Source organism: Paenibacillus tritici (assembly GCF_013204885.1).
In the GTDB taxonomy this organism is placed as follows: Bacteria; Bacillota; Bacilli; order Paenibacillales; family Paenibacillaceae; genus Paenibacillus_AQ; species Paenibacillus_AQ tritici.
This window is the reverse complement of the sequence record NZ_JABMKX010000029.1, coordinates 19120-32948: the sequence shown is the minus strand read 5'-3', so window position 1 is coordinate 32948 and position 13829 is coordinate 19120. Positions and strand designations below refer to the sequence as shown.

At 55.9% G+C, this 13829-nt stretch carries 10 protein-coding genes; all 10 read left to right on the top strand.

Going from position 1 to position 13829, the window contains the following annotated elements:
- Positions 1-139 precede the first annotated feature (139 nt).
- Complete coding sequence (locus HQN87_RS30670; protein WP_254075736.1) at positions 140-1387, top strand: glycoside hydrolase family 130 protein; 1248 nt, start codon at positions 140-142, stop codon at positions 1385-1387.
- Positions 1388-1501: 114 nt separating this feature from the next.
- Complete coding sequence (locus tag HQN87_RS30665) at positions 1502-2920, top strand: ABC transporter substrate-binding protein (RefSeq protein WP_173140911.1); 1419 nt, start codon at positions 1502-1504, stop codon at positions 2918-2920.
- A 69-nt stretch (positions 2921-2989) separates the two neighbouring features.
- On the top strand, positions 2990-3889 hold the full coding sequence (locus HQN87_RS30660; protein ID WP_173140909.1) for a carbohydrate ABC transporter permease: 900 nt from the start codon (positions 2990-2992) through the stop codon (positions 3887-3889).
- 13 nt (positions 3890-3902) lie between these two features.
- Positions 3903-4802, top strand: a complete 900-nt coding sequence (locus HQN87_RS30655) for a carbohydrate ABC transporter permease (protein ID WP_173140907.1) — start codon at positions 3903-3905, stop codon at positions 4800-4802.
- Positions 4803-4838: 36 nt separating this feature from the next.
- Complete coding sequence (locus HQN87_RS30650; protein ID WP_173140948.1) at positions 4839-5849, top strand: glycoside hydrolase family 130 protein; 1011 nt, start codon at positions 4839-4841, stop codon at positions 5847-5849.
- Between the two features lie 28 nt (positions 5850-5877).
- A complete protein-coding gene (locus tag HQN87_RS30645) occupies positions 5878-7281 on the top strand; it encodes an FAD-dependent oxidoreductase (protein WP_254075735.1) in 1404 nt (467 codons plus the stop codon).
- Positions 7278-8276, top strand: coding sequence for an SGNH/GDSL hydrolase family protein (locus HQN87_RS30640; protein ID WP_173140905.1), 999 nt, complete (start codon positions 7278-7280; stop codon positions 8274-8276). Before HQN87_RS30645 ends, HQN87_RS30640 begins: the two co-directional genes overlap by 4 nt.
- 465 nt (positions 8277-8741) lie before the next feature.
- A complete protein-coding gene (locus HQN87_RS30635; RefSeq protein ID WP_173140903.1) occupies positions 8742-10550 on the top strand; it encodes a cache domain-containing sensor histidine kinase in 1809 nt (602 codons plus the stop codon).
- A 2-nt stretch (positions 10551-10552) separates the two neighbouring features.
- Positions 10553-12178, top strand: a complete 1626-nt coding sequence (locus HQN87_RS30630) for a response regulator (RefSeq protein WP_173140901.1) — start codon at positions 10553-10555, stop codon at positions 12176-12178.
- Between the two features lie 211 nt (positions 12179-12389).
- On the top strand, positions 12390-13772 hold the full coding sequence (locus tag HQN87_RS30625; protein WP_173140899.1) for an ABC transporter substrate-binding protein: 1383 nt from the start codon (positions 12390-12392) through the stop codon (positions 13770-13772).
- Positions 13773-13829: the final 57 nt, after the last annotated feature.

Genomic DNA, 13829 nt, shown 5'->3' with positions numbered 1-13829 from the left:
TGACGGATCTTACTGTTTTAGTCCAGCAGCTGATTTTATGGCAAAAGGCTTTTGAAATCAGGAGTTTCGTATGATAAGGTGATTCCTGAAAAACGGCAAAAGCTCTTATTCTATGATGTTAAACGGGAGGAAATATGAAATGATGAAACCGAAATTCCGCTATTTGGACAAACCGGCGCTTGAGCCTGTACCCGGCTGTGATTGGGCGGATAAAATGGTTCTGAATCCGGCTATTATTAAAGACCCTGATTCTGATGAAATCCATATGCTGTTCCGGGCCACCGGGCCATGGCAGCACAAAAGAAGAGAGGGCTGTCATGATCCCTATCCGATTTTTCTGGGTTATGCGAGCAGCAGGGATGCGGGAGAAACCTGGGAGGCAGACTTTTCAACACCCGCACTGGCGCCTGCGCTGGGGTATGAGGAGCACGAACTGTACATCACGGATATATACGGAAATGAAGTGCGGAATTATGCCAACGGCTGTGTGGAGGACCCGCGTATCTTTTATATCGAAGAGGAGCTATACGTCACGGTGGCCTGCCGGGCGTTTCCCCCCGGCCCCTATTGGCTCAGCAGCCAGCAGCCTCCGGTACAGACGCGGTTTGAATATGTTCCGGACTGGATCTTTACCGGAGATGAGACAGACCCGTTCATTCAATCGGCGCGGGCTAATGACACAGTCAGTGTGCTCTACAAGCTGAATCTGGATAAGTTGAAGCAGGGTGAGTATGAAAGCGCTTTTCAGTATGTGGGTCCGCTTACCGAGGGGCATATCAGCGATAACCGCGATGTGTTCTTATTTCCCCGGAAAATGAGGATTGCCGGTAAAATGCAATATCTGATGCTGCACCGGCCGATGAATGTCCTTCCCTTTGAAGGGGGAGAGCAGGCGGGGAAGCCCTCGATTTATCTGGCAGCAGCGGAATCCATAGCGGATTTGGCCTCGCCCAAAGCGGCGCACAGGCTACTGGCTTATCCGGTCTTTGATTGGGAGGAGAACCGGGTGGGCGCAAGCTGGCCGCCGGTAGCCTTGGGGAATAGAGAATGGCTGGTATCCTATCACGCGAAGAAAAATATACAGTTCGGGTATACGCAATCCTTCATGATCCTCAGGGAGCAGGATAATGATTTCCCGGCTGTTATACACCGGTGCTCCGACCGTCTGATGTATGCAGAGCGGGATTGGGAAATGCCGGAGGATTACCCGACACCCTGCCTGTTTACGACCGGAGGCATTGTCTTGGGCGATGATTTAATCATGTCTTATGGCGCAGCAGATCAGAAGGTGGGGATATCGTGGGTTAATTTTGCAGAATTGCTGGCGTATATCCGGAACTACGATGAGAACGGGAACCTGACCGGACAAGGAACATCCAGCAGATAAGAACCATGGATTTCTGTCCCTAGAGAGTGAGTCTGCCGCACTCCTTTTGCGGGGGAGGGGGCTTATAATGAGAACGAGCTCACAATACAAATGTTAATCAAAGGGGTAGAATGTATGCAGAAAAAATGGTTGGGTCTCAGCTTAAGCCTCATGCTGGCCGCCGGAATCGCCGGCTGCGGCGGGAACAACAACACGGGGGCGGCAACTGAAGCGCCTGAAGCGGGCACGGCAGCTCCCGCCGCAACGGCCGCTGCTGGCGGCAACACTGCCGCAAGCGAGCCTGTACAGCTTAAATACTGGACGGACGACCGTCATGACCAGGAATATATCAAAGAGCTGATCAACAAGTTCAATGAGACGAACGGCGAGAATATCCAGGTCGAGCTGACGGTGATGTCCGAGAACTACGCGCAGAGCGTCGATATCGCTTTTACCAGCAATCAGGCACCGGATCTGCTCCGCCTGAAGAGCGGCAATACAGCCGAATTTGTCAAAAAAGGATATCTTGCACCGATTGACGGTTATCTTACCGATGACATGAAAACCAAATTTGGCAGCGTAATTATCGACAATGTCAACCGGATTGACGGCAAGGTATACTCCTTGGCGAATACCGGCCTCACCCTGCGCCTGATCTATAACAAGGACCTCTTTGCCAAAGCGGGGATTGCGAATCCTCCGGTATCGCTGCAGGAAATGGTCGATGATGCCAAGAAAATTACCGAGCAGGGCAAAGGAGAGGGTGTGTATGGCTTCGCGCTGAACTTCAAAAGTCCGAAGTCGGCTTTTGACCGTTCAATCCGCGAGATTCTCTCCTTGAGCGGCTATCAGGGACTCGGCTTTGACCTGAAGACAGGCCAGTTTGATTTCGCGCCTTACTCCCAGACCATCGAGTACTTCAAGCAGATGTATGAAGACGGCAGCATCCTGCCAGGTGCAGAGACACTGGACATCGACCCGCTGCGCGCCCAGTTTGCGGCAGGCAAAATCGGGATGTACCTCTCCTTCTCGACAGAGCCGGGGGTGTATCAGGACCAGTTCCCGACTGAAATCAACTGGGCGGGTGCCCTGGCTCCAACACTGGATGGCCAGATTAAAGGAACCTCTGAAATTGTGTCCGCCGGTACCTGGCTCGGCATCAGTGCCAAATCAGCACATCAGGAGGCGGCCTGGAAATTCATGCAATACATGTACGGTGACGATATTCTGAAGACGTATCATGAGAAGGGCTTCGGGATTGCCGTAGTGCCAACCATTGTAGAACAGGCTAAGAACCCGGAAATTAACGGCATGGAAGGGTTCCTGGTCGGCGAGCATGACTCACTCTGGCCTGCAGTGCCAAGCGTTACTCCAGAGGGCTCTACCTATGCGGATGCTTTCTTCAAATATATCCTTGCAGGCGGAGACGCCAAGGCCATTACTGAGGATTTGAACACAAGATACAATGCCGCCTTGACCAAAGCAGTGGAGAAGGGCGAGGTTACCGTTACGCCAAATGCTGCCTTTGATCCGCTGAAACCGCAGGGAGAATAACAGGTTAGGAAGGGGCTAGTACGGGATTCCCGGCGCAGCCCCTTTGCTATCCCCGAAGGAGGACAACGCATGATTTACAAATGGAGAAGGCTTGGGGAGAACTCCCTGTTCCTTGCGCCGAGCATTATTCTGACGATTACCCTTGGCATCTATCCTTTATTCTGGATGCTGCGCTATATGTTCTATGATTATGCCGGATATGGCGAGGCATTGTTCATCGGGCTGGACAATTTCAGCAGGCTGCTGCGGGATGGCTTGTTCTGGGAGTCAGTCCGCAATACCTTCGTCTTTGCCGGAGGCAAGCTGCTGCTGACCCTGCCGCTGTCCCTGCTGCTGGCTGTCATTCTTAATGGCAGACTGCGCGGTTCTAATCTGCTCCGGGGTATCTATTTCATGCCGACTGTGATCAGTACGGCGGTGATCTCCGTTGTTTTTTATAACATCTTCAATTCCTATAACGGGATGGTTAACACGGTTCTGATGAAGCTGCATCTGGTCTCCCAGCCGATTGACTGGCTTGGTCCGAAGCATGCGATGATGACAGTTATTATCGTGGCGGTCTGGGGTGCGGTCGGCAACTACATGCTGCTCTTCCTCGCCGGGCTGCAGAGTATTCCGCAGGATTTGTACGAGAGCGCGGCCATTGACGGAGCGAACGCCGGAAGACGCTTCTGGAATATCACGCTTCCGATGCTGGCTCCGGTTGCCCAGATGGTCATTATGCTGGCGATTATCGCTTCCCTGAAGGGCTATGAGAGCATCATGGTCATTACAGAAGGCGGACCGATCGGCAAAACCGAAGTGATGTACCTCTATCTGTATAAGCTGTTGTTCCCTGTATCCACCGGTTCACCGGTAGCGCAGCAGCTGGGCTACGGCAGTGCCGTGGGCTTCGCATCCGCCGTGATTGTCGGCGCGGTTACCGGATTGTATTTCTTCTTCAGCCGCAAAATGAACAAGGTGTATTAGGAGGTTTATTGATATGAACGAACATGTGATATCCAAGCAGCCGGCCGGACGGCCGCAGACGGCGCTCCGGCCATCCGGCCATGCCGGAAGAATTGCGGTCCGGGCGCTTATGTGGCTGTTCCTGCTGGCAACGGCGCTCCTGACCTTGTTTCCGCTGCTGATGACGCTGACCGGATCGCTGAAGACCGGGGCGGAAATGATGACCGGCGGCAGCCTGCTTCCGGCGAAGCTGCAATTCGCCAACTATGCGGAAGCCTGGAAGCAGGCCAACTTTGCCCGCTATACCTGGAATAGTGCTTTTATGAGTGTGATGGTTACGGTGGGGACGCTGCTGGTAGCGTCGATGGCTGCCTATGTGGTGGACCGGCGTAATTTCCCCGGCAAACGGATATTTGTAACGGTGCAGGCCTCCATGATGTTCATCTCGGTGGGTGCGATTGTGCTGCGCCCGCAGTTCGATCTGATGGTTGCCCTGCATCTGAATACCACGCTGTGGGGGGTTATTCTGATTCTGGTGAGCGCCCATTCCAGCACCTTTTTCATGCTGCAGGGCTTCTTCAAAGCAATCCCCCGGGAACTCGATGAAGCAGCTATGGTCGACGGCTCCGGCTTCATCCGCACCTTCTTCCGCATCATTCTGCCGCTCCTGACTCCAGGACTGGGCGTTGCCGGACTATTCGCCTTCCGCCATTCGTGGAACGAATATATCCTGCCGCTGGTGTTCACCATGACCAATCCGAAGCTGCAGACGCTGACTGTCGGGCTGGCGAATCTCCGCTACGGCTCCTCGGCCGCGATGCAGATTCATCTGATGATGGCCGGTGCCTGCCTGTCCATTCTGCCGATGCTGCTGGCGTATATTCTGGCCAATAAGACCTTCATCCAGGTTACAGCCGGTTCGGTGAAAGGGTAGCTCTAATCTTGTATATGCAAAGGAGAAACTTCCATGATGAACGATCTGACGATAGGAACACTTACCTCAAGTCCGGTGATAGTCCGGCATCCGCTGAACCCCATTCTGAAGCCTGCGGATGTCCCGTACGGGCCGGCCATGGTCTTCAACGCCGGTGTGGCGAAATTCAAGGGCAGATATGTAATGGTCTTCCGCAATGACTATGGGGATGAGGGCAAGGGGATCGTCGCCCCCCACCATACAACGAATCTGGGACTCGCCTTCAGCGATGACGGAGTAAGCTGGGAGGTCCAGCCGGAGCCCTGCTGGTCCTGGCATGATGAGGAAGTGGTCCGGGTATATGATCCGCGCCTGACCGTGATTGGTGAACGCTGCTATCTGTGCTTCGCGGTTGATACGCTTCACGGCCTGCGCGGCGGGATCGCCGTGACGGACGATTTCCACTCCTTCGAGGTGCTGAGCCTGTCGCTGCCGGATAACCGCAATATGGTGCTGTTCCCGGAGAAGATCGGCGGCAGATACGTCAGGCTGGAGCGTCCGCTGCCGGTCTACAGCCGGGGCGGACTGGACCGCTTCGATATGTGGATGAGTGATTCCCCGGACCTGAAGTATTGGGGGAATCACAAGCTGCTGCTGGCTGTAGAGCATGTGGCGTATGCCAATGACAAGGTGGGGCCCGGTGCCCCGCCGGTCAAGACGGACAAGGGCTGGCTGACCACATTCCATGCCGTGGATCTTGACCGCAGCCGGGGCAAGAACGGCTGGGAGGACAGCTGGAAGAAGCGCTATACCGCCGGGATTATGCTGCTTGACCTTCAAGATCCCAGCCGGATTATCGGCCGGGCGGCAGCACCGCTGCTGGCACCGGAGGCGCTGTATGAGACCTCGGGCGGGTTCCGCAACGATGTGATTTTTCCCGGCGGGATGATCCTGGAGGATTCCGGGGAGGTCAAAATGTATTACGGTGCTGCGGATACGGTGGAGTGTCTGGCGACTGCGCATGTAGATGATCTGCTCCGGCTGTGTCTGGAGCAGGGGACTGAATAACTAAACCGGACATACAAGGAGGGCGATTATGAATCACGGAGATATGAGTTACGGACATATAACGCTGCCGGCGGCAGAGGTGCCGGTCTCCCGCGAGGTGGATGTGCTGGTGATCGGCGGGGGAGCGGCAGGGATTGCCGCCGCCATCGCGGCTGCCGAAGGCGGTGCAAGCACGATGATCGTAGAGCAGCGGGGTTATCTGGGCGGCATGGGGACTGTAGCGCTTGTGCCTGCCTTCTGTCCCTACACGGACAAGGTCAAGCCGATTATCCGCGGCCTCGGCCTGAAGCTGATGGAGCGGATGAAGCAGGCCTGCGGGCCCGGCTATCAGGAGGAATACCGCGAAATGCTGGACTGGGTGCCGATTGATCCTGAAGTGCTTAAGCGCGTCTATGACGATGCCATTCTTGAGAGCGGTGTGACCCCGCTGTTCCATACCTTTGTCTATGATGTGTTGCTGTCCCCGGATGGGCAGAGTGTCGAGGGCGTGATTATTGTTAACAAAACAGGGCGGTCCTTCATCCGCTGCCGGTATATTATCGACTGCACGGGTGACGGGGACATCGCTGCCCTGTCGGGCGTTCCGTTCCAGAAAGGCGGCGGGGAAGGGGAGCTTCAGCCGGGCAGCATGTGTTATCTGCTGGCGAATGTGGACCGCAGGGAGTTCAGCCGGTTCCTGGAAGAAACCGGAGATACGGGGCAATTGCACCGGACGGTTGAGCAGGCTATGGCTGAAGGGGCGCTCCCGGAAGGCCGCAAGTCTATTTCCGGCCTGGCCTGGGTGAGTGATTATCTGGTCGGGGTCAACTTCGGCCATGTGTTCGGGGTAGACGGAACGAAGGCCGAGGAGCTTACGCGCGGAGCCATCGAAGGCCGCCGGACCGTGCTGCGGCAGCTGGAATTCTTCCGGAAGTATGTGCCGGGCTTCGGGGCGGCACATCTGGTGGCGAGCGGGGAGCAGCTTGGCATCCGGGAGACGCGGCGGATTCAGGGCGATTATATGCTGACCGTGGACGACTTCATTGCGGCGCGTTCCTTCCCGGATGATATTGCCCGCAATGCCTATTATATTGATATCCACCTGGCTACCAGCAAGAGTGATATGACCTTCAATCATCTGCCGCCGGGCGTCTCCCACGGCGTGCCTTACAGGGTCATGCTTCCCGCAGGCATCCGCAATCTGTGGGTGGCCGGGCGCTCCGTGTCCTCGGACCGGGCGGTTCAGGGCTCCCTGCGGGTGATGCCGAACTGCTTCTCGATGGGCCAGGCCTGCGGGACGGCAGCATCGCTGGCGCTCCGGGATGGCGCGGATTCCCGCAGCATCTCGATCCCTGAGCTTCAGCAGCGGCTGCTGGATCAGGATGTGTGGCTGGGGGAGAACTTCATTCCGGGTACCGGTGCGGACCGCAGGGAAGCAGGGGAAGGGCATTGAAGAGCCTTCCGCTGACAGATGAATGGTTTCACGGCGCAGTTTCACTGGAGCACCGGGGGGAGGGGATCAAGCCCTGGCGTATTCCTTACCGGGATTACGAGTTGTATCCGCCGGACGGGATCGGGGGCAAGGCGGAGATCTGCTCCGGTATCCGGCTGCGGCTGGCCACCGGCTCCAAGGCGCTGGCCTTGTCGTTCAGTCCGCTTGCGGAGGCTGCCGCGCTGGATTGTCTCAGCGGCGGGGTGCTGCACCAGACGCTCCGGCTTGCGGCGGGCGGCACGGAAGCCTTGTTCACCGGGCTTCCTCCCGGAAGGAAGGAGCTGGACATCTATCTGCCGCAGAATACCGGCATGACGCTAAGCGGCTTGCAGATCGAAGCTGAGGCGGCTGCTGAACCACTGCCGGATCAACGGCCAAGGTGGATCACCTATGGAAGCTCCATCACCCAGTGTGTGGCAGCGTCCAGCCCTTCACGCACCTGGCCGGTCATTGCCGCCGGGAAGTGCGGCTATCATCTGACCAATCTCGGCTTCTCCGGCAACTGCCTGATGGAGCCGATGGCGGGCCGGCTGATCCGGGACTTGCCGGCTGAACTGATTACCTTGTGCGTCGGAGTCAATATATACGGTGCAGCCGCCTCCAGCCCGCGGATGTTCAAGCCGCTGCTGATCGGCATGCTGGAGACCATCCGTGAGAAGCACAAGGAGACGCCGCTGGCCGTCATCTCTCCGATCTACGGGACGGAGCGGGAGACGGAGGAGAACAAGCTCGGGTTCACCCTGCCGCTGATGCGGCGGCAGATCGCAGAGACAGTGAAGCTGCTGCATCAGCGGGGAGACCGCCATCTGCATTACCTGGACGGCCTCGAATGGTTCGGCCCGGAAGACGGGCACCTGCTCACGGATGGCCTGCATCCGGGAGCCGAAGGCTACGAGCTGCTGGGAAGCCGTTTCGGCGGCAGGCTGAAGGCAGCGCTTCAGGGTGGGCGGCTGTAGCCATCCGCAGAGCGTTGATGGAAAGGATTGTACTAAGCAGCAGGCCCTCTGGTAACCGGGGGGCCTGCTGCTATTATTAATTTTACCGCTCCAGTTCGACTGGCGGAGATTAAGTGGAAAAAGATCATTTAATTTCCTTGAAATTGACTATTCTCCTGAATTAGTTGGAAAAATACATTTAGTTTCCTTGGATTGGCCTACTTCGGGACAATTGTCTTGAATAAGTGTCGTTTATCCATCTAATTGTATATGATCGCTTGGCAGCATGAAATTAGGTGTACTATTTCCACTAAATGTTCTTGGACCTTCATTTAAGAAAGTTATGATGGGTTACAGCATACACCTCTCAGCATCCGTTACTCTTGACGCCGGGCGGGGACGCGCCGTATTGTACAAGGGACAAGTGCTGTAAGTCTCCGGTGTGATTAGGCAGGTCAGAGAGACGAAGCGGAGGAAGGGTAGAATATGAATACATTCATAGCCTATTGCGGGCAAGTCTGGCGGCAGCTCGCAGGCAGGTATTACCGGATATCAATCAAACAGAGGATTCTGTTTTCTTTTATTGTTCTGATAACGCTATCAATTGGTGCGATGGGCAGCTTCTCTTATTGGACAGCCGCCCAGGAGATTGAGGATAATGCCTATGCCGGCAGCCAGGAGACGGTAAGCAAAACTACCCAGCTGCTCGATTCCCGGCTGAACGATGTAGCCTTGTCCGTGCAGTCCCTGATGCTGAGCGATGCCTACCGGAAGATGATGATTGATGTGTTCAGCCATGAAGTGTCGAATTACTATGTGCATCTGTCGGAGCTGCAATATGTGCTCTCCCAGGCAACGTTCAATCAGCCGATTATCGAGAATGTGCTGATTGTTACGCCGATTGGCGACTTCTATTCCACCACGCAGATCCGCGCGCAGGATAGTTCGTTCTACGGCTCGGAATTATATGATCTCAGCAAGGAGCAGCCGGGCGGCTATTGGGCCAAAGGGCATTATGACCGGTTGTTCACCGGCGACCAGCGGGTGATCTCGTTCGTGGTCCGGGGAATCTATGAATATCCGTATACACCGATCAGCAATGTGTATATTGTGGTCAACATCAAGGAGAGCCGGATTGACGGCCTGCTGAATCAGGGCGGAGAGCCGCTTGGCCGGAATTATTACCTGCTGAGCGGCGAAGGGGATGCGGTGGTAGAATCCCGCTGGCCGTTCCGCGGCAAGTTCCCTTGGAGGCCCATGATGGCGGAGGACGGGGAAGAGGCGTCCGGGCAGGAGCATACCTACCCCTATGACGGCAAGGAGTACCTGGTGAATTACAAAAGATCGGCAGTCTCACCGGACTGGATTATCTCCGGCATGCAGTCGCGGGACCAGCTGCTGGGTAAGCTGCAGCGGGTGCAGCGTACAACGCTGTATGTAATCGGCGTCTTTCTGCTGACCACCTGGCTGATCTCCAATCAGCTGACTTCAGCCCTGCTGAAGCCGCTGTTCAAGCTACGGCGGCTGATGCGCAGGGTAGAGGAGAACCAGCTCAGCGTAGTGTATGAGAGCAGATACGAGGATGAGATCGCCCAGGTAGGCTTCCAGTTCAACCGGATGATGTCGGAGATCAAGACGCTGATCGAGGATGTGAAATCCAAGGAGAAGGACAAGCGGCAGGCGGAGCTCCGTGCGCTTACGGCGCAGATGGAGCCGCACTTTCTGTATAATACGCTGAATACGATCTACTGCAAATCGGTCATGGGCGAGAACGACGATGTGAATGAGATGATTCTGGCGCTGTCGCAGATGTTCCAGATCGGCCTCAGCGGAGGCAAGGATCTGATCCCGCTGGAGGATGAGCTGTCCCATGTCCGGCAGTATTTTGCGATTCAGCAGAAATGTTATGAGGATCTGTTTGAATATACCGTAAGCGTGGAGGATGAAGAGCTGCTGGCCTGCCAGATTCCGAAGATCATGCTGCAGCCGGTTGTGGAGAACAGCATCCAGCACGGCTTCAGCGACCGGTCCGGGGGTGGAAGAATTGACATTACGGTGGGCAGAGAGCAGGGCATGCTGCATATTTGCCTTGAGGACAATGGGCGGGGACTGGATGCCGCGAGCGTGAAGCAGGGCATGAACACTGCACCCTTGTCCCAAAAAGGCTACGCCCTGTTCAACATCAGGCACCGGCTGGCGTTGTATTACGGGGCTGACGCCCGCATGGAAATAGACGGAGCACCGGGCAAGGGAGCGCGGACGGATCTATGGATTCCGCTGGGGGAGGAGAGATAAAGATGGAACAGGAGCTGGACAGGTTCAAGCTGTGTATTATCGACGATATCAGAAGTGTAGTGGAGATGATCTCCCGCAAGCCGGCCTGGCAGGAGCACGGCATTGATGTCTCCGGCACCGCGCTGGACGGAGAAGAGGGGCTGCGGTTGATCCGTGAGACCCGGCCCGACATTGTGCTGACCGATATCCGCATGCCGAGAATGGACGGGCTGCAGATGACCCGGGCGATACTGGATTTTCTGCCGGACTGCAAGATTATTATTCTTAGTGCCTATTCCGAGTTCTCCTATGCCCAGGAAGCGATCCGTCTGGGTGCGCTTGATTTCGTGAAGAAGCCCTTTTCCCTGGATGAGATTGTGAATGTGGTGCTGAAGGCGAAGGAGCAGTGTCTGCAAGAGCGGCAGAAGGCGGCCAGGCTTGCCGTGATGGAATCCAAAATCAAAGAAAGCATGCCCATCCTGCGCCAGGAATACCTGACCTTCCTGCTGCATCATCAGACGACGGAGGCAGATGCCCGGTCCAGATGGGCTTATCTGGATATCCCCCTTGCGCAGCATGATTTCTTCGTGTTTGTTGCCGAGATTGATCACTTCGCGGAGAAGCTTATGGGTCAGCCTGTACAGGAGATCGAGCTGCTGCGGTTCAGCCTGCATAATATTCTCGAAGAGACCATTACCGCCTGGACCCGCGGAGTGATCATCCGTGAAGATACCGACCGCTATGTCTGCATTATCAACGGCTCAGACCCGGACACCGCCGTGCGGATCACGGAGGCCTGCTGCATGAACGTAAGCCAATTCTCGCGCAATACACTTTCGGTCGGCATGGGGCTGGGCGTATCTTCGATACATGAACTGGCAACGGCATACAGGCAGGCGCTCAGCGCACTGGGGTATCATTTCTATACCGGCGGCAACGGTGTGTACAACTACGGCGATATCGAGAATAAGCCGCTCGCGCTTCACAGCTATTCCGCAGCCGCCGAGCAGGAGCTGCTGTTCGCCCTGCGTTCCGGGAATAGCGGCAAAAGCCTGCAGGTGCTGGATCAGCTGTTCGCAGAGCTGCTGGACAATGAGCTGCTGCCCGAGCCGCGTTATGTTGAAAGCGTGGGCTATGAGCTGAGCTTCCGGATCTGCCGCGTTATGCTGGAGCAGTTCCCGTATGAGCAGGTAGAGCCGCTGGAGCGCAGCATTGAAGTGATGAGGAACCGCATACATCCGTCCCTGCAGGATATCCGCGGTCTGCTTGACCACCTGTGCCGGGCGGCCTGCTCCCTGGTGGAGGAAGCGCGCTCCGTAGAATCCACGCGGATTATTCAGCAGGCCAAGGCGTATATCCGGGATCATCTGAACACCAGTCTGTCGCTGGAGCAGGTCGCGAGGCAGATCAGCCTCAGCCAGGGCTATTTTTCCAATCTGTTCAAGAAGGTGCAAGGGGTCTCGTTCCAGCAGTATGTGATGCATGAGAAGATGGAGAAGGCCAAGACGATGCTGATTGACGGCCTGCAGGTGCAGGAGATCGCCCTCGATCTTGGTTATGAGCACAGGCGGTACTTCAGCGAGGTGTTCAAGAAGTACACGGGCATGACCCCGTCGGAGTTCAAACTGCATTACCTGGGCAAAGATTAAGAGGGACAAGGGAGGGATTTCCGCCGTGGCGGGGATTCGCTCCCTTTTGTGTACAGGGACGCTTCAGGGGCTTCAGCCTGTCAGCAGCTCTGGCAACTCCCGCAAAAACCTGCCCTCAATGTGGGCTTACCCGCCTTATGTGTAAGCGCTGCTCATTCTATAATCAGGTTGTAAGTTAATTTCAGCAGCGATAAATAAGGGGGCACTACCAATGATGAAGCGTACGCTTATGACCTCTGTAAGCCTGGTTCTGGCACTTGGCCTGGCAGCCTGCGGCAACGGTAACAATGCAGCAGAAGGCACAGGAGATGCAGGAACAGGCGGTTCAGGTTCAGGGGCAAAGACTAAAATCAGCTACTGGACGGGCGACCGCCATGATGCCGAATTTGTGAAAGAACAGGTTGCCAAGTTCAACGAAACCAACACCGACGGAATTGAGGTGGAGCTGGTCGTTAAGGGCGACGACTTCGATACGGCGCTGGATTTGTCCTTCCAGACCTCGGATGCGCCGGATGTGATCCGGGTGAAGGAGAATACCATCCAGACGTTCTACAAAAAAGGCTTCCTCGCTCCTATTGATGAATTCCTCACCGATGAGCTGAAGACGAAGTTCCCGGCTATGCCGGATCTGAACGAATTCGAAGGTAAACGTTACAGTCTGCCGAACTACGGAACAACAATGCGTCTGGTGTACAACAAGGACCTGTTCGCCAAAGCAGGCATTGAGCATCCGCCGACTACCCTGCAGGAGCTGGTGGATACAGCCAAGAAGCTGACGGAAGCGGGCAAGGCGGACGGCGCTTACGGCTTTGCACAGAATTTCAAGAGTCCCGGCAGTGCGTTCGCGCGTTCTTCGCGGGTCATTGCGGAGTTGAGCGGCTTCGGCGGCTTCGGGTATGACTTCAAGACCGCACGGTACGACTTCAGCGGCTTCGAGCCTATTATCAATGCGTTCAAGCAGATTAAGGATGACGGCAGCATGCTTCCGGGCGTAGAATCCCTGGATATCGATCCGCTGCGGGCACAGTTCGCGGAAGGCAAGATCGGGATGTATCTGTCCTACTCCTCCGAGCCGGGCGTCTACAAGAATCAGTTCCCGGCCAAAATTGACTGGGCAGCCGCACCGGCTCCTACGATCGACGGCAATGTGAAGGGCGCTTCCGGCTTCCTCGGCGGCCAATGGCTGGGTCTGAGCTCCAAATCGGAGAATAAGGAAGCGGCATGGAAGTTCATGCAGTTCATGTATGACGATCAGGTGCTGACGGATTATCAGGAAAAAGGCTTCGGTATCTCCATGGTTCCATCGGTTAGCTCGGTAGCCAAAACGCCGGATGTAAGCGGTATTGAAGGGTTCCTGCCGAACAAGTATGACGGGGTATGGCCGGTCTATCCGGCGGTTGCTCCCGAGGGCATGAAATCGGATGACGCCTTCTTCAAGTACATGCTCAACGGCGGCGATCTGAAGGCGATTATCGCTGACCTCAACAAACGTTACAATACAGCGCTGGACAGCGCAATTCAGAATGACGGTGTAAAAGCTGAGCCCGATGCCAGCTTCGATCCGGCCAGCCTGGGCGGCAAGTTCGCCAAATAATAGCGATTGAGCATACAGATACAGGTCAGGGCAGCGGGGATGGGGAAGAAGTCTTCT

Bases quoted from the DNA above. Each gene is read 5' to 3' on its own strand.
- HQN87_RS30645 (WP_254075735.1), top strand. From the start codon at position 5,878: ATGAATCACGGAGATATGAGTTACGGACATATAACGCTGCCGGCGGCA.
- HQN87_RS30655 (WP_173140907.1), top strand. From the start codon at position 3,903: ATGAACGAACATGTGATATCCAAGCAGCCGGCCGGACGGCCGCAGACG.
- HQN87_RS30625 (WP_173140899.1), top strand. From the start codon at position 12,390: ATGATGAAGCGTACGCTTATGACCTCTGTAAGCCTGGTTCTGGCACTT.
- HQN87_RS30630 (WP_173140901.1), top strand. From the start codon at position 10,553: ATGGAACAGGAGCTGGACAGGTTCAAGCTGTGTATTATCGACGATATC.
- HQN87_RS30670 (WP_254075736.1), top strand. From the start codon at position 140: ATGATGAAACCGAAATTCCGCTATTTGGACAAACCGGCGCTTGAGCCT.
- HQN87_RS30650 (WP_173140948.1), top strand. From the start codon at position 4,839: ATGAACGATCTGACGATAGGAACACTTACCTCAAGTCCGGTGATAGTC.
- HQN87_RS30660 (WP_173140909.1), top strand. From the start codon at position 2,990: ATGATTTACAAATGGAGAAGGCTTGGGGAGAACTCCCTGTTCCTTGCG.
- HQN87_RS30665 (WP_173140911.1), top strand. From the start codon at position 1,502: ATGCAGAAAAAATGGTTGGGTCTCAGCTTAAGCCTCATGCTGGCCGCC.
- HQN87_RS30635 (WP_173140903.1), top strand. From the start codon at position 8,742: ATGAATACATTCATAGCCTATTGCGGGCAAGTCTGGCGGCAGCTCGCA.